We start from the raw sequence: 22,313 nt of genomic DNA on the forward strand, positions 1-22,313 counted from the left end.
AATGAGCGCACACTTTTGCCACAACGAGGGCAAAAGACGCCACACCTGCAGGAGAAAAGAATGTCATCACTCAGTAAAGAAGCAGCCCTTGTCCATGAAGCGCTGGTTGCGCGCGGTCTTGAAACGCCACTGCGCCCGCCCGTGCAGGAGCTGGACAATGTTACCCGCAAGAGTCTGATCGCCGGCCATATGACGGAGATCATGCAACTGCTGAATCTCGATCTGAGCGACGACAGCCTGATGGAGACGCCGCACCGCATCGCGAAAATGTACGTCGACGAAATTTTCTCCGGCCTGGATTACGCGAACTTCCCGAAAATCACCGTCATTGAAAACAAGATGAAGGTCGATGAGATGGTGACGGTACGCGATATCACGCTGACCAGCACCTGCGAGCATCACTTTGTGACCATCGATGGTAAAGCGACGGTGGCCTATATTCCAAAAGATACGGTCATTGGCCTGTCCAAGATCAACCGCATCGTGCAGTTCTTTGCCCAGCGTCCTCAGGTGCAGGAGCGTCTGACGCAGCAGATCCTGACCGCACTGCAAACCCTGTTAGGGACTAACAACGTGGCGGTGTCTATCGACGCGGTTCACTACTGCGTGAAAGCGCGTGGCGTGCGTGATGCAACCAGCGCGACTACCACCACCTCGCTGGGCGGCCTGTTCAAATCGAGCCAGAACACCCGCCAGGAGTTTCTGCGCGCCGTGCGCCACCACAACTAATCAGACAGGGCAGGGACCATGGAGCGAAACGTCACGCTCGATTTTGTTCGCGGCGTCGCCATTCTCGGTATCCTGCTGCTGAATATCAGCGCCTTCGGTCTGCCGAAGGCCGCCTATCTGAACCCTGCGTGGTATGGCGACATCACGCGCAGCGACGCCTGGACGTGGGCAATCCTTGATCTCTTCGCACAGGTTAAATTTCTGACCCTCTTTGCGCTTCTGTTTGGCGCGGGACTTCAGCTTCTCCTCAAACGCGGTACGCGCTGGATCCAGTCGCGTTTAACGCTGCTGGTTATCCTCGGTTTTATTCACGGGCTGCTTTTCTGGGACGGCGATATTCTGCTCGCGTATGGTCTGGTGGGCCTGATTTGCTGGCGGCTGATCCGCGACGCGCCCGGTGTAAAAAGCCTCTTTAACACTGGCGTGATGCTCTATGTCATGGGACTGACCGTGTTATTGCTGCTTGGCATGATCGCTGATGCTTCCACCAGTCGTTCGTGGATCCCGGATGCGGCCAATCTGCAATATGAGCAGTTCTGGAAGCTGAAAGGCGGCATAGAAGCGATCGGCAACCGGGCCGATATGCTCGGCGATAACCTGCTGGCGCTGGGGGCGCAATACGGCTGGCAGCTGGCGGGGATGATGCTGATGGGCGCAGCCCTGATGCGCACCGGCTGGCTGAAAGGAGAATTTAGCCTGCGACACTATCGTCTCACAGGCGCTGGCCTGGTACTGCTCGGCGTGATGATTAACCTTCCGGCGGTGATCTTACAGTGGCATCTTCAGTGGGATTACCGCTGGTGCGCCTTCCTGTTGCAGGTGCCGCGCGAACTGAGCGCGCCGTTCCAGACCATTGGCTATGCGGCGCTGATCAATGGCTTCTGGCCCCGGCTTTCACGCCTGTGGATCGTCAGTGCGGTGGCCTGCGTTGGACGGATGGCGTTAAGTAATTACATCCTGCAAACGCTGATATGCACCACGCTTTTCTACCGATTCGGCCTGTTTATGAAATTCGATCGCCTGACGCTGCTGACGTTTGTTATTCCGGTCTGGATTGTTAACGTGGTGTTTTCAGTTATCTGGCTGCGTTTTTTCCGCCAGGGCCCGCTGGAGTGGGTATGGCGACGGTTAACCGCCCTTGCGTCGGGCGTGTCATTGCGTAATACATCCAGATAACGATCTGGATCACAATCATTAACAAAACGGATGTAAGCGTTTTCATCTGTGTGAGCTTCTTCACGTAGTCTCTTCTCTCTCGCTGCCAGAATAGCCACCTTGCTAAACACAGGGGGTGTCTGTGAGTTGCTGCAATCCTTTTAAGGGTGGTGAATATGATCACCATTCGTGACGTCGCCCGCCAGGCGGGTGTTTCTGTTGCTACTGTCTCCCGCGTGCTGAACAACAGTGCGCTGGTCAGCCCTGAAACGCGTGAAACCGTAATGAAAGCCGTGACCCAGTTGGGGTACCGGCCAAACGCCAATGCTCAGGCGCTGGCGACGCAGGTCAGCGATACCATTGGCGTCGTGGTGATGGACGTGTCGGACGCCTTCTTCGGCGCGCTGGTCAAAGCGGTGGACGTCGTTGCTCAGCAGCACCAGAAATATGTGCTGATTGGCAACAGCTATCACGAGGCTGAAAAAGAGCGTTATGCCATTGAGGTACTGATCCGCCAGCGCTGTAACGCCCTGATTGTGCACTCAAAAGCCCTGAGCGATGAAGAGCTGGCCGGGTTTATGGAGCAGATCCCCGGTATGGTGCTGATCAACCGTATCGTCCCCGGTTATGCGCACCGCTGTGTCGGTCTGGATAACATCAGCGGCGCGATGATGGCGACGCGGATGCTCATCAGTAACGGCCATCAGCGCATTGGTTATCTGGCTTCCAGCCACGGTATTGAAGACGACATGATGCGCCGTGAGGGCTGGCAAAACGCCCTGAAAGAACAGGGCATTGCGCCGCTGGAGAGCTGGGTTGGTACCGGTTCGCCGGACATGCAGGGCGGTGAAGCGGCAATGGTGGAACTGCTGGGGCGTAATCTTCAGCTGACGGCCGTGTTTGCCTATAACGACAGCATGGCGGCAGGTGCGCTTACCGCGCTGAAAGATAATGGCATTGCGGTGCCGCAGCATTTATCGCTGATCGGTTTTGATGATATCCCGATTGCCCGTTACACCGATCCGCAGCTGACAACGGTGCGTTACCCTATTGCGTCGATGGCGAAACTGGCGACAGAGCTGGCGTTACAGGGGGCGGCAGGACTGTTAGATCCTGACGCAACGCATTGTTTTATGCCGACTTTAGTACGCCGCCATTCGGTCGCTATCCGACAAACTGTGGCTCCGATCACTAACTGATAACATCACGTGATGTAACCGTTTTCAATCTGTGAGTAAATTCACAGTATCTTAACAAGCCGCTGTCTATGATGTCAGCGTTTTAGGGGCTGAAACACAATGTAACGGTGATTATTCACTTTTACCGTTACCAGAATGCCTCAAACAACGAATAAAACGCATTTCTGGAGCGTTACCGAACACGGAAGCTGGACATTTTATAAGTGAACTTCGGCGATCAGTAACGTTTTATTAACATCTGCCCGCCGACCGTTTTTCACAAGAACTACCCTGCATAAAAAAAACCGGAGATACCATGAATAAGAAGGTGTTGACTCTGTCTGCTGTCATGGCAAGCATGCTTTTTGGCGCAGCAGCACACGCAGCGGATACCCGTATTGGCGTGACTATCTATAAATACGACGACAACTTCATGTCCGTTGTGCGTAAAGCAATTGAAAAAGATGCTAAATCAGCGCCAGACGTGCAGCTGCTGATGAATGACTCCCAGAATGACCAGTCTAAACAGAACGATCAGATTGACGTTCTTCTGGCAAAAGGCGTGAAAGCGCTGGCTATTAACCTGGTTGACCCGGCTGCGGCAGGTACGGTGATCGAGAAAGCACGCGGCCAGAACGTGCCGATTGTCTTCTTCAACAAAGAGCCTTCCCGTAAAGCGCTGGACAGCTACGATAAAGCGTATTACGTGGGTACTGACTCCAAAGAGTCCGGGATTATCCAGGGCGATCTGATTGCGAAACACTGGGCGGCGAACCCAAACTGGGATATGAACAAAGATGGTCAGATTCAGTTCGTTCTGCTGAAAGGCGAACCGGGCCATCCGGATGCTGAAGCACGTACCACCTACGTTATTAAAGAGCTGAACGACAAGGGCCTGAAAACCCAGCAGCTGGCGTTAGACACCGCAATGTGGGACACCGCTCAGGCGAAAGATAAGATGGATGCGTGGCTCTCTGGCCCGAACGCCAACAAAATTGAAGTGGTCATCGCCAACAACGATGCAATGGCAATGGGTGCAGTTGAAGCGCTGAAAGCACACAACAAATCCGCCATTCCTGTATTCGGTGTGGATGCCCTGCCAGAAGCGCTGGCGCTGGTGAAATCTGGCGCAATGGCCGGTACCGTGCTGAACGATGCTAACAACCAGGCGAAAGCCACCTTCGATCTGGCGAAAAACCTCGCTGATGGTAAAGGCGCTGCTGACGGCACCAGCTGGAAAATTGAAAACAAAATCGTTCGCGTTCCTTATGTGGGCGTAGACCAGTCCAACCTGGCTGAGTTTATCGGTAAATAAGTTATCTGAATTGTCTTCACTGGGCGCAATTCGTTGCGCCCTTTTATAACGCGATATGCGAGGCCAACAAGGTATAATTATGGTCAGCACAACTACTCAGTCGTCCGGTGAATACTTGTTGGAAATGACCGGTGTTAACAAGTCATTCCCCGGTGTTAAGGCGCTCGATAATGTTAATTTAAAAGTTCGTCCTCACTCTATTCATGCGTTAATGGGTGAAAACGGTGCGGGTAAATCAACATTATTAAAATGCCTTTTTGGGATCTATCAAAAAGATTCTGGCAGCATTCTTTTTCAGGGAAAAGAGATCGACTTCCATTCAGCGAAAGAAGCGCTGGAGAACGGTATCTCGATGGTACACCAGGAATTAAACCTGGTTCTGCAACGTTCAGTTATGGATAATATGTGGTTGGGCCGCTATCCAACCAAAGGTGTCTTTGTCGATCAGGATAAAATGTATCGCGACACCAAAGCCATTTTCGATGAGCTGGATATTGATATTGACCCGCGCGCACGTGTCGGGACATTATCCGTTTCCCAGATGCAGATGATCGAAATTGCCAAAGCGTTCTCCTATGATGCGAAAATCGTGATCATGGATGAACCGACATCGTCATTGACGGAAAAAGAGGTTAACCACCTTTTTACCATCATCCGTAAGCTGAAAGATCGCGGCTGCGGCATTGTCTATATCTCACATAAAATGGAAGAGATCTTCCAGCTGTGCGATGAAATTACCATCCTGCGCGATGGCCAGTGGATTGCCACCCAGCCGCTGGAAGGGCTGGACATGGACAAGATCATCGCCATGATGGTTGGCCGTTCATTGAACCAGCGCTTCCCGGATAAAGAAAACAAGCCGGGCGAAGTGATTCTGGAGGTGCGTAACCTGACCTCACTGCGTCAGCCGTCCATCCGCGATGTCTCTTTCGATTTGCACAAGGGCGAGATCCTTGGTATCGCAGGGCTGGTGGGCGCTAAGCGCACCGATATCGTGGAAACCCTGTTTGGTATCCGTGAGAAAGCCGAGGGCACCATTACCCTGCACGGTAAGAAAATCAACAACCACAACGCCAATGAAGCCATTAATAATGGTTTTGCGCTGGTGACGGAAGAGCGGCGTTCCACCGGTATTTACGCTTATCTTGATATTAACTTTAACTCGTTAATTTCTAATATTCGCAATTACAAAAACAAGGTCGGGTTGCTGGATAATTCCCGCATGAAGAGCGATACCCAATGGGTGATTGACTCCATGCGCGTGAAAACGCCGGGCCACCGCACGCAAATTGGCTCACTCTCGGGAGGGAACCAGCAGAAAGTCATTATTGGTCGCTGGCTATTAACCCAGCCTGAAATACTGATGCTGGATGAACCTACGCGCGGTATCGACGTGGGTGCAAAATTCGAGATTTACCAGCTGATCGCAGAGCTGGCGAAAAAAGATAAAGGGATCATTATTATTTCTTCCGAAATGCCGGAATTGTTAGGGATCACAGACCGTATTCTGGTTATGAGCAATGGTCTCGTTGCCGGTATTGTTGAAACCAAAACGACAACGCAAAACGAAATTTTGCGTCTTGCGTCTTTGCACCTTTAAGATCAGGGGCTCCTCATGAGTGCGTTAAATAAAAAAAGTTTTCTCACTTATCTGAAAGAAGGCGGTATTTACGTTGTTCTTTTAGTCTTGCTGGCGATAATTATTTTCCAGGACCCAACGTTCTTAAGTCTGCTGAACTTAAGTAATATTCTGACCCAGTCTTCCGTACGTATTATCATCGCGTTGGGCGTGGCAGGGCTCATCGTTACCCAGGGGACAGACCTTTCGGCAGGGCGCCAGGTGGGTCTGGCGGCGGTTATTGCGGCAACCCTGTTGCAGTCGATGGAAAACGCCAACAAGGTGTTCCCGGAGATGGCGACCATGCCGATTTTCGTGGTGATCCTGATCGTATGCGCCATCGGCGCGGTAATTGGCCTGATTAACGGCATCATCATTGCTTACCTGAACGTGACGCCATTCATCACCACGCTTGGCACGATGATCATCGTTTATGGTATCAACTCCCTGTACTACGATTTCGTCGGCGCGTCTCCAATCTCTGGCTTCGAAAGCGGCTTCTCGACCTTCACGCAGGGGTTTGTTGCGCTGGGCAGCTTCCGTCTCTCCTATATCACCTTCTATGCGCTGATTGCGGTGGCGTTCGTCTGGATCCTGTGGAACAAAACCCGCTTCGGTAAAAACATCTTTGCTATCGGCGGCAACCCGGAAGCGGCGAAAGTCTCCGGCGTCAACGTGGCTCTGAACCTGCTGATGATTTATGCCCTGTCCGGTGTGTTCTACGCCTTCGGCGGGATGCTGGAAGCAGGCCGTATCGGCTCTGCCACCAACAACCTCGGTTTTATGTACGAGCTGGATGCGATTGCGGCCTGCGTGGTCGGCGGCGTCTCCTTCAGCGGCGGCGTGGGTACCGTGCTGGGCGTGGTGACCGGTGTGATCATCTTCACCGTGATCAACTACGGCCTGACCTACATCGGCGTGAACCCGTACTGGCAGTACATCATCAAGGGCGCGATCATTATCTTCGCGGTTGCCCTGGATTCACTGAAGTACGCGCGTAAGAAATAAGTTCTTCAGAATGGAAAGGCCCGCTCACGTAGCGGGCCTTTTTTTGCCCGGTGGCGCGACGCTTACCGGGCCTACAAAATCGCGATCGTAGGTCGGGTAAGGCGAAGCCGCCACCCGACATCAGTTATTACTTCTTCTGCATTTCCAGCAGCTGCTCCGGCGTCACCGCCGGATAACCTTGCGCATTTTCAGGCACTTCGTGCATCGTTGGGATCGGCACCAGCGGGCCTAAAAAGCGCGGTTCACGTTTGAACAGATACAGGTCAGCCAGCGCGCCAAAACGGGCGCCAAACTCACGTACGCGTACGCTCAGCATATCTTTTGGCGACGGCACGGCGTAGCACTGGGCCTGGATCCCCATATGCAGGGCGATAAACAGCGCCCGCTCGCAGTGGAAACGCTGGGTGATGATGATGAAATCGTTGGTGTCGAACACCTTGCGGGTGCGCACGATGGAATCAAGGGTGCGGAATCCGGCGTAGTCGAGCACGATATCGGCCGGGTCGACGCCTGCGGCAATCAGATCTTTGCGCATCGTCACCGGCTCGTTATAGCTTTGCAGGGCGTTATCGCCGCTCAGCAGCAGATAGTTCACCTTGCCGCTGTTATAGGCGTTCAGCGCGCCCTGAATACGATACCGGTAATACTGATTGATGACGCCGGTGCGGTAATACTTGGCGGTGCCAAGCACCACGCCAACCTGGCGGTAGGGGAGGTCCTGTAGGTCGTCAAAAATGTAGGGAGCTGTTTTCCAGCTCATCCAGCGGTCGAGACCCAGCACGATCAACAGCAGTATGCCGACCAGGACAGACAGGCTGTAAAACACGCGCTTTAACATGCAGATGGCTCGTACCGATGATGAAATTTCCCTCAGGCTACTGTACCCGCCTGGTTAGCGCAAGAAACAGCGATTCAACTGAGGGGTTTTTCGTCAGACTGGCGGGCAGATCTGCCCGCCGAACAGATTATGCCAGCAGCACGCGGTCGATGGTTGAACAGCCCAGCGCTTTCAGCGTGGCTGCGGTCGCGTCCCACTGGATCAGCGGTGCATCGGCCTTTTCAGCGAGGATCGCGCGCTGAATATCCGGGTAGTCATACCCGTTCAGGCTGAGCAGGTTCAGGGCGCCCTGGAGCGGAGGCAGCGTCGGGTTAAACGCGGCGTTCTCTGCATAGCTGCCGGTGAAGATGCGGCCGTCGCGGCACTGAAGGGCGACGCCGCTTGGTGATTTGCTGTATGGCGTGTGGCTTTTATTGGCGGCGGCAATGGCCGCTTCGCTGAGCGCATCCCCTGAGAGCGCGTAACCGTGGTCCTGCTCGTCCATCAGCAGGGTTTTGATCTCAAGATCTTTAGGGCCAAAAGCATCCGGCAGGTAATCACCCAGCGTATGCGGCGCGCGTCCCGGCAGGTTGATACGCAGTTCAAGACCGCTGTTCAGCTCATTCATAAACTGGCGGCAGTGGCCGCAAGGGGTATAGTTGACGGTGATGGCGCGCAGGGCCTTTTCGCCGCGCAGCCAGGCGTGACTGATGGCACTCTGCTCCGCATGAACGGTTTGCTGCATGGTCGCACCGAGAAACTCCATGTTCCCGCCGAAGTACCAGGTCCCGCTCACGCCGCGCGCAATTGCGCCTACGTTAAAATGGGAAAGGTCAGCGCGGGCGCAAGCAGCCGCCAGCGGCAGCAGGGCGAAAGCCAGCGCGTCTTCGTCCAGCCCCGTTGCCTGTTTAAGCGTCGTGACCTGATCTGCCGTCAGCAGGGCGGGGAAATGCGCATCCGCCAGAACCGGAGCCAGGGCTGATTGCAAATTCTCTGCAAGCTGAGAGAAAGCAGCTTGAAAACGTGGATGCATGACGTTGCCTCATCAAGGTTAATGGATCGGTAGTGTACGGAGCCGTACGGCCTTTATATGTGATCCAAATCTCATTATGTATGCAACTTATGAAATGAAAATGAAATTTGCGCGACGCATCGCAAATTTTAGCCCATTACTGCCAGAATAATCGGGAAGATAAACGGCGCGAGCAGGGAGGTTATAATCCCGCAGATCACCAGCGCCAGCGAGCTGAATGCCCCTTCCTGATAATCCAGCTCCGCGCAGCGTGCGGTGCCCAGCGCGTGCGAGGCGGTACCCATCGCCAGACCGCGCGCCGCTTTGGTCCGAATTTTCATGATATTCAGCAGTGTATGACCAAACACCGCGCCCAGGATACCGACGAAAATCACGCACACGGCGCTGATGGCCGGAATGCCGCCGATGCTGCCGCCCACGGCCATGGCAATCGGCGTAGTAACGGATTTAGGCAGGATAGAGGCGGCGATCTGCGGCGATGCGCCCATCAATAAGGCCACCGAGGTACCGGTGATCATCGCAACAAGGCTACCCACAAAGCAGATAGTAATGATGGATTTCCAGCGCGCGCGGATCTGATGCAGTTGCTCATATAAAGGAAACGCCAGCGCCACCACGGCAGGCTGCAACAAATCGTTGAGGATCTTGCTCCCGGCGAAGTAACGTTCATAAGAAATGCCGGTGAGCAGCAGAAAAGGAATAATCACCACCATGGCGACCAGCAGCGGGTTGAGCAACGGCATTTTGAAACGAACCGCAAGCTTACGCGCAGCAAAGAACACCACCAGGGTTAACGGCAGGGACCACCAGATATTCGCCATCATTTTTTTGTTTTCTCCCCGATGACCTTACGTTCGCCATGCACAATATGTGAGCTCCAGCTGACGACCAGGAAAACCACCAGCGTACTGATGGCGCAGGAGACCACTATCGGGCCGAACTGCGCCTTAAGCACATCGTAATACTGCATAACCCCAACGCCGATAGGCACAAAAAGCAGGGCCATATAGCGAATGAGAACGAAGCACCCCGGGTTGACCCATTTCGCGGGCAGCACCTGTAATGCCAGCAGCACAAACAGGATCAACATGCCGATAATGCTGCCGGGGATGGTAATAGGCAGCAGCGACGCGATAAAAATGCCGGCGTACAGGCAGGCATAAATCAGGACGAAGGCGCGAAGGTATTGCCAGATAGTATTCAGTGATTTGCTCATGGTGAAAGTCCTTGCTGAGACGTATTCATCATACAATTAAACCTGAAAATGTGCCACGGATCACATCATGAATTTTGGGCATACCAGACATTCCAGAATGGAACGCCGGGCTTTCAACATACATAGAGAGCAGCTACTATAGCGCGTCTTTTTTCACAGGTACTCAGAATGCGTGTTTTACTGGCCCCGATGGAAGGCGTGCTCGACTCTCTTGTGCGCGAGCTGCTTACCGAGGTGAACGATTACGATCTCTGCGTGACGGAGTTTTTGCGCGTAGTCGATATGTTGCTGCCAGAAAAATCATTTTATCGTCTCTGTCCGGAACTGCATCGTCAGAGCCGCACCCCCTCCGGTACGCTGGTGCGCGTCCAGCTGCTCGGCCAGTATCCTGAGTGGCTGGCGGAAAACGCCGCCCGCGCGGTAGCGCTTGGCTCGTACGGTGTCGATCTTAACTGCGGCTGTCCGTCAAAGCTGGTCAACGGCAGCGGCGGCGGGGCGACGTTACTCAAAGATCCGGAATTGATTTATCGCGGCGCAAAGGCCATGCGTGAGGCGGTGCCATCGCATCTACCGGTGACGGTCAAAGTGCGGCTGGGATGGGACAGCAGCGACAAGCAGTTTGAAATTGCCGACGCGGTGCAGCAGGCGGGCGCCACCGAGCTGGTGGTGCACGGGCGAACCAAAGAGGATGGTTATAAAGCCGAGCGCATTAACTGGCAGGCGATTGGCGAGATCCGCAAACGGCTTACTATTCCGGTGATTGCTAACGGCGAAATCTGGGATTATGAGAGCGCGCAGGCCTGCCTCAAAGAGACCGGCTGTAATGCCGTGATGATTGGCCGCGGTGCGCTGAACGTGCCGAACCTCAGCCGGGTGGTGAAATACAATGAGCCGCGGATGCCGTGGGCGGACGTGGTGAAACTCCTGCAAAAATACACGCGGCTGGAAAAGCAGGGCGATACCGGGTTGTATCACGTCGCGCGCATTAAGCAGTGGCTGAGTTATTTACGGAAAGAGTACGACGACGCGCTGGGATTATTTCAGGAGATCCGTACGCTACAGACGTCGGCGGATATTGCCCGTGTGATCCAGTCGAAGCACTGAGCGAAGTGTGAATACGTTTGCCCGGCGCGGAGCCGGGCAAACGTATCAGAAAATCATTTTGAATACACCGGTTACCACCAGCAGCCCTATCAGAAATATAATCAAAATAACCCACAATAATATTTTCATTCGCCTCTCCTGCGTATGTCTGTCGTCAGTAAGTGTAGCAGTCAATTCATAATTGGTATGAATAGGTGAAATTAAATCATTCGCTTGGGGAATAAATTTCCGGATATGAAAATGTATAACAATATGCGGATTGCCACGCGTTACTAAAAAACGGAACGTCAGTAAGCGTAAGTTGCGCCTTTATTTTTTTTGAGTTTATGGCGTAATGAAACGTTCTCTTACTTTATCTCTGAGTGCTCCCCTTATTTTTATGCTGGCCGCCTGCGCGCCGGAACATGCCACGGTGTCTCCAGTGAAAACGCAAGCCGCCGACGCTGCTGTAAATACCCAACTAAGTCATGCCGACTGGCCAAAAAACGAATGGTGGAAAGATTTTAATGACCCTCAGCTCAACGCGCTGATTGCTAAAGCGCTGGCGGATGCACCGGATATGCAAATTGCCCGGCAGCGCATCACCCTGGCAGAAGCACAGGCGAAAGCCGCTGTCGCTGCTGATGGTCCACAAATGGATTTTTCCGCAGATGTGGAACGGCAAAAGATGTCGGCAGAGGGGCTGATGGGGCCATTCGCCCTGACTGACCCGGCGGCGGGGACAACCGGACCCTGGTACACCAACGGCACCTTTGGTCTGACGGCCGGATGGGATCTGGATTTATGGGGTAAAAACCGCGCCCAAATTGAGGCCCGCATCGGTAAAGTGAATGCGCAAAAAGCGGAGCTGGAGCAGACCCGACAGCTGCTCGCCAGCAGCGTCGCGCGGCTGTACTGGGACTGGCAGACCGAGGCCGCGGTGGGTGACGTGCTCGCGCAGATCAAACGGGAGCAGGAAAATATCATCGGTGCCGATCGTGAGCTTTATCAACACGGCATTACCTCCTCGGTGGAAGGCGTTGAAACAGATATCAATGCCAGCAAAACCGATGAACAGCTCGCTGACGTGCACGGCAAAATGAAGGCCATTGAGGCGCGTCTGAATGCATTGACCAATACCCCTTCAGTCACGCTCGCCCGGCATGCCTTACCTGACGCAGAGGCGTCGCTGCCGTCAACGCTCGGTTATGAGCTGCTGGCTCGCCGCCCGGATTTGCAGGAGGCGCACTGGTATATCGAAGCGTCCATGAGCGAAGTGGATGCCGCCAGAGCCGCGTTCTACCCTGACATCAATTTGATGGCGTTCTTGCAGCAGGATGCATTGCACCTTAGCGACCTGTTCCGCTCATCTGCTCAGCAAATGGGCGTAACCGCGGGGCTGACGCTGCCAATTTTTGACAGTGGTCGGTTGAATGCGAACCTGGATATCGCCCAGGCACAAAACAACCTCTCCGTGGCGAACTACAACAAGGCCGTAGTGGACGCCGTAAACCAGGTTGCCCGGACGGCCAGCGAAGTGGAAACCCTGACCGCCAAAAATCAGCACCAGCAGCAGATCGAAAAAGATGCGGCGCGCGTCGTTGCGCTGGCACAGGCGCGCTTCAGCGCGGGGATCATTGCCGGCTCGCGGGTGAGTGAAGCAAAAATTCCGGCGCTCAAAGAGCGTATTGCCGGGTTGATGCTGAAAGGTCAGTACGTGGATGCTACGCTCCAGCTCACCTCCGCGCTGGGTGGCGGATATCATCACAGCTAAAATCGCGCATTATCTATACTTACCTCTTTGCAGATTTTCAGGAGGTGAGTATGACGCGAGTCGCAATTGTTACCGCATCGGATTCAGGAATTGGCAAAACGACGGCCCTGATGCTGGCCGAACGCGGGTTTGATATCGGGGTGACCTGGCATTCAGATGAGGAAGGGGCGCTGGCAACCTGCCGTGAAATTGAAGCGCGCGGGCAGCGTGCCGAGGCCATCCAGCTCGACTTAAGCAATTTGCCGGAAGGCGCAAAGGCCATTGAAACCCTGATTACGCGTTTCGGGCGGCTGGATGTGCTGGTTAACAATGCCGGGGCGATGAACAAAGCGCCATTTCTGGACCTGTCGTTTGACGACTGGCGGCACATATTCACCGTTGACGTGGACGGCGCGTTTCTCTGCTCGCAAATCGCGGCGCGTCAGATGGTGAAGCAGGGAGAAGGGGGGCGGATCGTGAACATCACCTCGGTGCATGAACATACACCATTGCCGGACGCCAGCGCCTATACGGCGGCCAAACATGCCCTGGGCGGATTAACAAAATCGATGGCGCTGGAGCTGGTTAAACATAAGATTCTGGTGAACGCCGTTGCGCCTGGTGCGATCGCCACGCCGATGAATGATATGGACGACAGCGAAGTGAAAGAAGGTTCAATGCCGGAAATCCCGCTGGCACGGCCAGGGCATACCAAAGAAATAGCCAGCCTGGTGGCGTGGCTGTGTGACAGCGACGCCAGCTACACCACCGGGCAGTCGTTTATCGTCGACGGCGGTTTTATGCTGGCGAATCCGCAGTTTAAGCCAGCAGAATAAACATTCCCCTCACCCCAGCCCTCTCCCCAAAGGGGAGAGGGTGTATAGAGTTCCCTCTCCCCTTTGGTGAGAGGGGTAGGGTGAGGGGCAGCAGGCCGCACTCACTCTTCATCCCGCCGCTTTTCACGATGCTTGAGCCACAGCCGTACCCCAATCACCACCGCAACAACCAGGATCAACCAGGCCCAGTGTTTAAGATGCTGATCGAGATTATGCAGCCACGGGCCTATCACTTCGCCACCCACGTAGCCAAGCGTGGTAAAAATCAGCGCCCAGGCAATCGCCCCGATAATGTTCAGCGGCAGGAAAATTTTCGGCGGTAAGCGGCTCGCGCCAATCAGTATTGGCCCAATGATGCGAAAGCCATACATAAAGCGGGTGCCAATCACAAACATATAGGGATGCCGCTGGATAAGCCGCTGAGCACGACGAATTTTCTTTTGATGCTTAGCAAAACGTTGTAAAAGCGTCGGACCAAAGCGCAGACCCAGAAAGTAGAGCAGCTGGTCGCCAATCATACCGCCCAGTGCGACGGCGGCGACCACCAGCGGGAATTTCAGCAATCCCTGATGTGCGGCCACTCCGCCCAGCAGCGTGATGGTTTCACCCTCTGCCACGCTGCCGATGACCAGCGCGGCGTATCCATATTGTTCAATAAGACCGTTGATATCCATTAAGTAAATGTCGTCTCCCTTACTGTGCCTGCGTTAATCATATACCCCATCCATCAACCACGCGGCAATCAACGGAAATTTCCCACTGTACATAAAATAATCTAAAGCCTGCATTATACTTTAGCTATCGCTGACGGGCCGACAACAAGGGGGCGTTATGAACCATGTCTGGGGACTTTTCTCCCATCCCGATCGTGAAATGCAGGTCATCCGTAACGAGAACGAAACGGTCGCGCATCACTACACCCACCACGTCCTGCTGATGGCAGCGGTGCCGGTGGTCTGCGCGTTTATTGGTACTACACAAATAGGCTGGAACTTTGGTGACGGCACCGTGGTTCAGCTTTCCTGGTTTACCGGACTGTACCTGGCCATTCTGTTTTATGGCCTGATGCTGGCCGGGGTGGCGGTAATGGGGCGGGTCATCCACTGGATGGCGCGCAACTATCCGCAACGCCCGTCGCTGGCACACTGTATGGTCTTCGCCGGATACGTCGCGACCCCGCTGTTCTTAAGCGGTATTGTTGCGCTCTATCCACTGGTCTGGCTGTGCGCGCTGATCGGTACGGTTGCCCTCTTTTACACCGGTTATCTGCTGTATGTAGGAGTGCCAACCTTCCTCAACATCAATAAAGAAGAGGGCCTGAGCTTCTCCAGCTCTACGCTTGCCATCGGCGTGCTGGTCCTTGAGGCGCTACTGGCCCTGACAGTTATTCTTTGGGGTTATGGATACCGTCTCTTTTAAGTCCCCTGCATTGCTGGCGTAAATGCCAGCAATGCAGCATCTGGTTATGATTCTCCGCTGGCGACAACGCACGGTGACCGCTATGATGCCGAAGCCAGCCTGTGTTTATCCGTCGACACAGGCGGTGTACGTCATAACGTGCGTGAATCATTATCAGAAGTCTCATCATGCTGAAATTTCGAGTGTCACTCCTTAGTCTTGCGCTACTGTTGGGCGTCTCCGCTACCGCGCCAGCCATCGCCAAAACGCCCGCAGTTGCCACCGCTGCTGCGCAACCCCAGATTGCGTCCGGCAGCGCGATGATCGTTGACCTGAATACCAACAAGGTGATCTACGCCAGTCACCCGGATCTGGTGCGCCCGATCGCTTCCATAACCAAAGTCATGACCGCGATGGTGGTGCTTGATGCACGACTGCCGCTGGACGAAAAGCTAAAAGTGGATATCAGCCACACGCCAGAGATGAAAGGGATCTACTCTCGCGTGCGTCTGAACAGTGAAATCAGCCGTAAAAATATGCTGCTGTTGGCGCTGATGTCCTCAGAGAACCGCGCGGCGGCGAGCCTTGCCCACCATTATCCTGGCGGTTACGACGCGTTTATCCGCGCGATGAATGCCAAAGCCAAAGCGCTGGGGATGAAAAATACCCATTTCGTGGAGCCAACCGGTCTGTCGATCCATAACGTCTCGACGGCGCGTGATTTAACCAAGCTGCTGATCGCCAGTAAGCAATACCCGCTGATTGGTCAGCTCAGCACCACGCGTGAGGAGATGGCGACATTCTCGAACCCGGCGTATACGCTGCCGTTCCGCAACACTAACCATCTGGTGTATCGCGATAACTGGAATATTCAGTTAACCAAGACCGGATTCACCAATGCGGCAGGGCACTGCCTGGTGATGCGCACCGTGTTTAACGGTAAACCAGTGGCGCTGGTGGTGATGGATGCCTTCGGCAAATATACCCACTTTGCGGATGCCAGCCGCCTGCGCACCTGGATTGAAACCGGGAAAGTGCAGCCGGTGCCGGCTTCAGCGCTGGCGTATAAAAAGCAGAAAGCGGAACAGATGGCGACGGCGCAGAACGACTGAATCGCCTGTCTGTGCCGGGTGGCGGCTTCGCCTTACCCGGCCTACGGCCCTAAAGCGGCCCCGATACGTAGGCCCGGTAAGCGGAGCGCCACCGGGCGAAAGCGCCTACTCCGGCAGCGTCCAGTCACCATCGTTGAGTGGACGCTGCATGATCAACGTATCCCGCCAGTCGCCCTTCTTATACCCTACGCTGCGCAGTTGACCGACAACCTCGAAGCCATGTTTTTTATGCAGCCGTAACGATCCCGCATTATTGTTTCCGTCACCGACCACAGCAATCATCTGCCGCCAGGGACCTTGCTCACACCGTGCAATCAGGGCATCCATCAGCGCCGAGCCAAACCCGCGCCCGGTGGTGCTGGCATCCACATAGATGGATTCCTCAAGGGTGTACCGGTAGGCCTGACGTGGACGATAAAACGTGGCGTAGCAGTAGCCGACGACAATGCCGCGATACAGCGCAACCAGCCACGGTAAACCGCTGTCGGTCACACTCTTCATCCGCTGACGCATCTCATCGACGGTGGGGGGAACTTCCTCGAAGGACGCACGGCCATGAAGCACATGCCAGGCGTATATCGCCGAGATGGCATGTGCATCGTCAGGAAGGGCGTCGCGCACCTCGATTTCAGTTTCGGGTAAAATCTCTACAGCCGACATGTTCTGCCCGCTCCTTGTTTGGAAAGCCAGAGAAACGTTTCTCTGGCAACAGGCAGATACTCTAGTACGATTGAGGAGAGCTTAACAATCTCTTAAATTTGGCTATAGGCGTTCATCAGAGGCTTGCGTATTGTGCTCCTCTGTTTCGGCACTCTCTTTCCAGTATTTCTTCCGCGTTGTCTTACCAATGCCGGGGTTCATACTGTTTGTAGGGTCATTTTTGCGATAAAACTGTTTAAGCGTCTCCGGCGCTTTGTACAAATGCCCCACGTTGTGCTCGGCAGGATATTGCGCGCCACGCTCGTGCAGCAACGCCAGCATCTGCTCTTTCAACGCATGCGCATCCACCCCTTTTTTGACGATGTAATCCTGGTGGAAGACATAGCACATGAAGTGGCCGTAATAGAGCTTGTGCACCAGCTTGCTGTCAATCTCCGGCGGCAGATGTTCAAACCACTCGGTATCGTTGCGACGCAGGGCAATATCCAGCGCCAGAATATCCTCTACCTCTTCGGAATGCACAGCCTGATAACGGATAGCCGCACCCGCCGCGGCGAAGCGGTGCAGGAAGGCTTTGCTGCCTTCTTCCGGCGTGCAGGCGAAGAAATCCCCGTCGGCAGTTTTGAAGAACTCGGTGAGCCAGCTCTGCGCTTCGGCAATTCCGTCCCCGGCCATTTTCAGCAGCAGGTGGTGCTCATACTTATCGCGCCAGGTCTTCATCCGCTCCGGTAAATGCGCCGGGAAGGCGTTGCCCAGTTTCTGCATAAAGCGGTCGGTGAAGTGCGGTTTGAACAGCGATACTTTCTCCAGCATCGCGTCGGTGCGGCCCTTCATGGTGAAGAAGAACGGCATTTTGTCGGTGCCGAGCTTGTCGATCATCAGGAAGGTATCTTTGCCGTAGCGCTCAGCGATGTCATAAATGTCCCGGTGCATATACTCGCCCGCCACCGGCAGGTGAGTGAACTCGGCCAGAATATGACGGCGGATCTCCGTCAGCACCTCCGGCTGATTGGTGCCAATGTAAAACACCTGCTGCTTTTTCTCTGCCGGGAAGGTATCGAGGCGCACCGCAAAAACGGCCAGCTTGCCCGCGCAGCCGGAGGATTCAAACAGGCGATCCGGATCGGCGTTATAGCGCGCTGGCGTATCGGCATTGATATCGCGCACGCGGGTGATGTAATCGTGGTCATGCGCGTGACGGCCATCGTGCTGAACGTCTTCGTCCTTCACGCGGTCATCGTCAAGTTTGCTGAGGATCTGCTCTGGCGTTACACCCAGATCGATCCCCAAATGGTTAACCAGCGTCAGCTTGCCGTTTTCATCGATACGGGCAAACAGCGACATCTCCGTGTAGGCCGGGCCGCGCTGCACCAGCGAGCCGCCGGAGTTATTGCAGATCCCGCCGATCACCGAGGCACCAATGCACGAAGAGCCGATCACCGAGTGCGGTTCGCGACCCAGCGGCTTAAGCGCCTTTTCCAGCGAGTAGAGCGTGGTGCCGGGGAAGGCGAGTACCTGTTCACCCTTGTCCAGCAGGTGCAGTTTGTCGAGGCGCAGGGTGCTGATAATCACGATGTCACGATCGTAATCGTTGCCGTTCGGCGTGGAGCCTTCAGTCAGGCCGGTGTTAGCAGCCTGCATTAAAATAATCTTGTCTGCCGCAACGCAGGCGCTGAGCACGCGCCACAGTTCGAGCAACGTACCGGGGAAGACCACCGCCAGCGCGTCGCCCTGGCCGGAGCGAAAGCCCTTACGGTAGCGGGCGGTTTTGGCCGGGTCGGTAAGCAGGTGAGAGTGACCAACCAGGCGCGACAGTTCGTTAATAAAAGTAGTGTTATCGTTAGTTCGAACAGAAGACATCTTCCACTCCTTGTGGTGGGGCAAATTTCTCGCTGTAAAGCATAGCGCGATTAGCCGTTGAGCGGTCGGGTATTCATGAGAAAAATCAGAGAATAACCCTGCAAGGTTTTCAGGCTTTGTGGCACACTGCGCTTTTCGCACGGTCTGGCCGGGTGCTTCCCGCGGTTATTGATGAGAGAGAATAACAACATGAAATGGCTATGTTATGTAGGTGTCGCCGTCAGCCTGGCGCTCCAACCTGCGCTGGCAGAGGATTTGTTTGGTAATCACCCGCTCACGCCTGAAGCCCGCGACGCCTTTGTCACGGATTTACTCAAAAAGATGACGGTCGATGAGAAAATCGGCCAGCTGCGCCTGATCAGCGTCGGCCCGGAGAACCCGAAAGAAGCCATTCGCGAGATGATCAAAGACGGGCAGGTAGGAGCCATTTTTAACACCGTTACCCGCCAGGATATCCGCAAAATGCAGGATCAGGTGATGGAACTGAGCCGCCTGAAAATTCCGCTGTTCTTCGCCTACGACGTGGTGCACGGCCAGCGTACCGTCTTCCCGATTAGCCTCGGCTTAGCCTCCTCCTTTAACCTCGATGCGGTGAAAACCGTCGGGCGCGTATCGGCATATGAAGCCGCAGACGACGGCCTGAACATGACCTGGGCGCCGATGGTAGACGTCTCCCGCGATCCGCGCTGGGGCCGTGCTTCGGAGGGCTTTGGGGAAGATACTTATTTAACCGCTACGATGGGCAAAACCATGGTGGAAGCGATGCAGGGCAAAAGTCCGGCAGATCGTTACTCGGTGATGACCAGCGTCAAGCACTTCGCCGCCTATGGCGCGGTGGAAGGCGGCAAAGAGTACAACACCGTGGACATGAGTCCGCAGCGCCTGTTTAACGACTATATGCCGCCGTACAAAGCGGGGCTGGACGCGGGCAGCGGCGCGGTGATGGTGGCATTGAACTCTCTCAACGGCACGCCTGCCACCTCCGATTCGTGGCTGCTGAAAGATGTGCTGCGCGACCAGTGGGGCTTCAAGGGCATCACCGTTTCGGATCACGGGGCGATTAAAGAGCTGATCAAGCACGGCACAGCGTCTGACCCGGAAGATGCGGTACGCGTGGCACTCAAGTCCGGCATCAACATGAGCATGAGCGACGAATACTACAGCAAATACCTGCCGGGGCTGGTGAAGAGCGGCAAGGTGACGATGGCGGAGCTGGACGATGCCGCTCGCCACGTGCTGAACGTGAAATATGACATGGGGCTGTTTAACGATCCTTACAGCCATCTGGGGCCGAAGGAGTCTGACCCGGCAGACACCAATGCTGAAAGCCGCCTGCACCGCAAAGAAGCCCGCGAAGTGGCGCGCGAAAGCCTGGTGCTGCTGAAAAACCGTCTCGACACGCTGCCGCTGAAAAAATCCGGCACCATTGCCGTGGTCGGTCCGCTGGCCGACAGCAAGCGTGACGTCATGGGCAGCTGGTCCGCCGCAGGCGTGGCGGATCAGTCCGTTACCGTGCTGACAGGCATTAAGAGCGCTGTGGGTGATAATGCAAAAGTGGTTTACGCCAAAGGCGCAAACGTCACCGACGATAAAGACATCGTGACCTTCCTCAACCAGTATGAGGAAGCGGTGAAGGTGGATCCACGCACGCCGAAAGAGATGATCGACGAAGCGGTTAACGCCGCGAAGCAGTCCGACGTGGTGGTCGCCGTGGTGGGTGAAGCGCAGGGGATGGCGCACGAAGCCTCCAGCCGGACCGACATCACGATCCCGCAAAGCCAGCGTGACCTGATCGCGGCCCTGAAAGCCACCGGCAAGCCGCTGGTGCTGGTGCTGATGAACGGGCGTCCGCTGGCGCTGGTGAAAGAAGACCAGCAGGCTGACGCCATTCTGGAAACCTGGTTCGCCGGTACCGAAGGCGGTAACGCCATTGCCGACGTGCTGTTTGGCGATTACAACCCGTCCGGCAAGCTGCCGATGTCCTTCCCGCGCTCCGTCGGGCAGATCCCGGTTTACTACAGCCACCTGAACACCGGTCGTCCGTACAACGCCGACAAGCCGAACAAGTACACGTCCCGTTACTTCGACGAGGCTAACGGCCCGCTCTATCCGTTTGGCTATGGCCTGAGCTACACCACGTTTAAGGTCTCTGACGTGAAAATGTCGGCGCCGACCCTGAAGCGTGACGGCAAAGTGACCGCCAGCGTGGAAGTGACCAACAGCGGCAAACGCGAAGGTGCGACGGTGATCCAGATGTACGTTCAGGATGTCACGGCCTCCATGAGCCGTCCGGTGAAACAGCTGCGCGGCTTCGAAAAGGTCAACCTGAAACCGGGCGAAACCAAAACGGTCAGCTTCCCGATTGACGTAAATGCGCTGAAGTTCTGGAATCAGCAGATGAAATACGATGCCGAGCCTGGCAAATTCAACGTCTTCATCGGCGTGGATTCCGCCCGCGTGAACAAAGCCGAGTTCGAACTGCAATAATCTTACCTTTCTCCCTATCCCCCGCCTGGCGGGGGATGCCTCTCATCTGGTACGAAAAACGGTTAAATTCACTGTTTTAAGCTACGCTTTTCTCTCAAGCCTATGAAAAAGGCCACAAAATAATGAGGAAAGCAGAATGACGATTATTAAGGGGATAACAGGGTCGGCGGTGCTTCTGGCGGCGCTGAGCCTGCCGTTACAGGCCGCAGAGCCGGTTAAGGTGGGTTCCAAAATTGATACCGAGGGCGCGTTGCTCGGCAATATCATTTTGCAGGTACTCGAAAGCCACGGCGTGAAAACGGTCAATAAAGTGCAGCTTGGCACCACGCCTGTCGTGCGCGGTGCTATCACTTCCGGCGAGCTGGATATCTACCCGGAATACACCGGCAACGGGGCATTCTTCTTCAAGGATGAAAACGATCCGGCCTGGAAAAATGCCAAAGCCGGGTACGAAAAAGTCAAAAAGCTGGACGCGGAAAAAAATAAGCTGGTCTGGCTTACACCGGCACCGGCCAACAACACCTGGACCATCGCGGTGCGCAAAGATATCGCCGAGAAAGGCAAGCTCACCTCGCTTGACGATCTCAGCCGCTACCTGAAAGAGAAGGGCGAGTTTAAGCTCGCGGCCTCGGCAGAGTTTATCGAGCGCGCTGATGCCCTGCCAGCGTTTGAAAAAGCTTATGATTTCAAGCTCGATCAGGCACAGCTGCTCTCTCTGGCGGGCGGCGACACGGCGGTGACCATTAAGGCGGCGGCGCAGAAAACCTCCGGCGTCAACGCGGCGATGGCTTACGGCACCGACGGCCCGGTCGCGGCGCTTGGTCTGCAAACCCTGACCGACCCGAAAGGCGTTCAGCCAATTTACGCCCCAACCCCGGTCGTGCGCGAGGCGGTGCTGAAAGCCTACCCGGATATCGACGATTGGCTCAAACCGGTGTTTGAAAAACTGGATGCGAAAACGCTGCAACAGCTGAATGCCAGCATTGCCGTAGAGGGGCTGGATGCCAAAAAAGTGGCTGCCGACTTCCTGAAACAACAAGGGCTTGTGAAGTAAC

General features: G+C 55.1%; 20 protein-coding genes. 13 read left to right on the top strand and 7 right to left on the bottom strand.

The window, feature by feature from the left end; all coding sequences use genetic code 11:
• Positions 1 to 60: 60 nt before the first annotated feature.
• The 6 genes from folE to mglC all read left to right on the top strand — a co-directional run bounded on the left by folE (position 61) and on the right by mglC (position 7,003).
• Positions 61 to 729, top strand: coding sequence for a GTP cyclohydrolase I FolE (folE, locus tag INF86_RS01165; protein ID WP_017383384.1), 669 nt, complete (start codon positions 61 to 63; stop codon positions 727 to 729).
• 18 nt (positions 730 to 747) lie between these two features.
• Positions 748 to 1,905, top strand: a complete 1,158-nt coding sequence (gene yeiB / locus INF86_RS01170; RefSeq protein ID WP_193543145.1) for a DUF418 domain-containing protein YeiB — start codon at positions 748 to 750, stop codon at positions 1,903 to 1,905.
• Between the two features lie 155 nt (positions 1,906 to 2,060).
• The gene (gene galS, locus INF86_RS01175) at positions 2,061 to 3,083 is read left to right on the top strand and encodes an HTH-type transcriptional regulator GalS (RefSeq protein WP_003859324.1); all 1,023 of its coding nucleotides are present in this window, start codon (positions 2,061 to 2,063) and stop codon (positions 3,081 to 3,083) included.
• Between the two features lie 295 nt (positions 3,084 to 3,378).
• Entirely contained in the window at positions 3,379 to 4,377 is a 999-nt protein-coding gene (mglB, locus tag INF86_RS01180) for a galactose/glucose ABC transporter substrate-binding protein MglB (protein WP_022648695.1), read from the top strand.
• 79 nt (positions 4,378 to 4,456) lie between these two features.
• Positions 4,457 to 5,977: a galactose/methyl galactoside ABC transporter ATP-binding protein MglA gene (gene mglA, locus INF86_RS01185; protein ID WP_003859320.1), complete on the top strand. Its 1,521-nt coding sequence runs from the start codon at positions 4,457 to 4,459 to the stop codon at positions 5,975 to 5,977.
• 15 nt (positions 5,978 to 5,992) lie between these two features.
• Complete coding sequence (gene mglC, locus INF86_RS01190) at positions 5,993 to 7,003, top strand: galactose/methyl galactoside ABC transporter permease MglC (protein WP_022648694.1); 1,011 nt, start codon at positions 5,993 to 5,995, stop codon at positions 7,001 to 7,003.
• 127 nt (positions 7,004 to 7,130) lie between these two features.
• Here mglC and sanA read toward each other — a convergent pair whose 3' ends face one another.
• The 4 genes from sanA to INF86_RS01210 all read right to left on the bottom strand — a co-directional run bounded on the left by sanA (position 7,131) and on the right by INF86_RS01210 (position 10,069).
• Positions 7,131 to 7,841 (bottom strand): outer membrane permeability protein SanA, encoded by a 711-nt coding sequence (gene sanA, locus INF86_RS01195; protein ID WP_022648693.1) that lies wholly within the window; start codon positions 7,839 to 7,841, stop codon positions 7,131 to 7,133.
• A 127-nt stretch (positions 7,842 to 7,968) separates the two neighbouring features.
• Entirely contained in the window at positions 7,969 to 8,853 is an 885-nt protein-coding gene (gene cdd, locus INF86_RS01200; protein ID WP_022648692.1) for a cytidine deaminase, read from the bottom strand.
• Between the two features lie 128 nt (positions 8,854 to 8,981).
• Positions 8,982 to 9,677, bottom strand: a complete 696-nt coding sequence (locus tag INF86_RS01205) for a CidB/LrgB family autolysis modulator (protein WP_022648691.1) — start codon at positions 9,675 to 9,677, stop codon at positions 8,982 to 8,984.
• Positions 9,674 to 10,069 (bottom strand): CidA/LrgA family protein, encoded by a 396-nt coding sequence (locus tag INF86_RS01210; RefSeq protein ID WP_022648690.1) that lies wholly within the window; start codon positions 10,067 to 10,069, stop codon positions 9,674 to 9,676. Before INF86_RS01210 ends, INF86_RS01205 begins: the two co-directional genes overlap by 4 nt.
• 168 nt (positions 10,070 to 10,237) lie before the next feature.
• Here INF86_RS01210 and dusC point away from each other — a divergent pair, with 168 nt between their 5' ends.
• From dusC to INF86_RS01225, 3 genes are all read left to right on the top strand, one after another.
• The gene (dusC, locus tag INF86_RS01215; RefSeq protein WP_193543146.1) at positions 10,238 to 11,173 is read left to right on the top strand and encodes a tRNA dihydrouridine(16) synthase DusC; all 936 of its coding nucleotides are present in this window, start codon (positions 10,238 to 10,240) and stop codon (positions 11,171 to 11,173) included.
• Positions 11,174 to 11,507: 334 nt separating this feature from the next.
• Positions 11,508 to 12,926, top strand: a complete 1,419-nt coding sequence (mdtQ, locus tag INF86_RS01220) for a multidrug resistance outer membrane protein MdtQ (protein WP_193543147.1) — start codon at positions 11,508 to 11,510, stop codon at positions 12,924 to 12,926.
• A gap of 50 nt (positions 12,927 to 12,976) precedes the next feature.
• Complete coding sequence (locus tag INF86_RS01225) at positions 12,977 to 13,741, top strand: SDR family oxidoreductase (protein ID WP_022648687.1); 765 nt, start codon at positions 12,977 to 12,979, stop codon at positions 13,739 to 13,741.
• Positions 13,742 to 13,842: 101 nt separating this feature from the next.
• Here INF86_RS01225 and INF86_RS01230 read toward each other — a convergent pair whose 3' ends face one another.
• Positions 13,843 to 14,415 carry a DedA family protein gene (locus INF86_RS01230; RefSeq protein ID WP_022648686.1) on the bottom strand — a complete coding sequence of 191 codons (573 nt, stop codon included), beginning with the start codon at positions 14,413 to 14,415 and terminating at the stop codon, positions 13,843 to 13,845.
• Positions 14,416 to 14,572: 157 nt separating this feature from the next.
• Here INF86_RS01230 and INF86_RS01235 point away from each other — a divergent pair, with 157 nt between their 5' ends.
• Together INF86_RS01235 and pbpG are read left to right on the top strand one after the other, a co-directional pair.
• Complete coding sequence (locus INF86_RS01235) at positions 14,573 to 15,160, top strand: Yip1 family protein (protein WP_003859296.1); 588 nt, start codon at positions 14,573 to 14,575, stop codon at positions 15,158 to 15,160.
• A gap of 167 nt (positions 15,161 to 15,327) precedes the next feature.
• Positions 15,328 to 16,251, top strand: a complete 924-nt coding sequence (pbpG, locus tag INF86_RS01240) for a D-alanyl-D-alanine endopeptidase (RefSeq protein WP_006811291.1) — start codon at positions 15,328 to 15,330, stop codon at positions 16,249 to 16,251.
• A 105-nt stretch (positions 16,252 to 16,356) separates the two neighbouring features.
• Here pbpG and INF86_RS01245 read toward each other — a convergent pair whose 3' ends face one another.
• Together INF86_RS01245 and dld are read right to left on the bottom strand one after the other, a co-directional pair.
• On the bottom strand, positions 16,357 to 16,911 hold the full coding sequence (locus tag INF86_RS01245) for a GNAT family N-acetyltransferase (protein WP_022648685.1): 555 nt from the start codon (positions 16,909 to 16,911) through the stop codon (positions 16,357 to 16,359).
• Positions 16,912 to 17,013: 102 nt separating this feature from the next.
• Entirely contained in the window at positions 17,014 to 18,771 is a 1,758-nt protein-coding gene (gene dld, locus INF86_RS01250) for a D-lactate dehydrogenase (protein ID WP_023330164.1), read from the bottom strand.
• A 189-nt stretch (positions 18,772 to 18,960) separates the two neighbouring features.
• Here dld and bglX point away from each other — a divergent pair, with 189 nt between their 5' ends.
• Complete coding sequence (bglX, locus tag INF86_RS01255; protein ID WP_063146228.1) at positions 18,961 to 21,258, top strand: beta-glucosidase BglX; 2,298 nt, start codon at positions 18,961 to 18,963, stop codon at positions 21,256 to 21,258.
• A gap of 136 nt (positions 21,259 to 21,394) precedes the next feature.
• On the top strand, positions 21,395 to 22,312 hold the full coding sequence (locus tag INF86_RS01260; RefSeq protein ID WP_022648682.1) for an ABC transporter substrate-binding protein: 918 nt from the start codon (positions 21,395 to 21,397) through the stop codon (positions 22,310 to 22,312).
• Position 22,313 lies beyond the last annotated feature (1 nt).

Origin of the sequence: Enterobacter cloacae complex sp. I1M, from assembly GCF_014982425.1 — a bacterium.
Taxonomy (GTDB): Bacteria; Pseudomonadota; Gammaproteobacteria; order Enterobacterales; family Enterobacteriaceae; genus Enterobacter; species Enterobacter intestinihominis.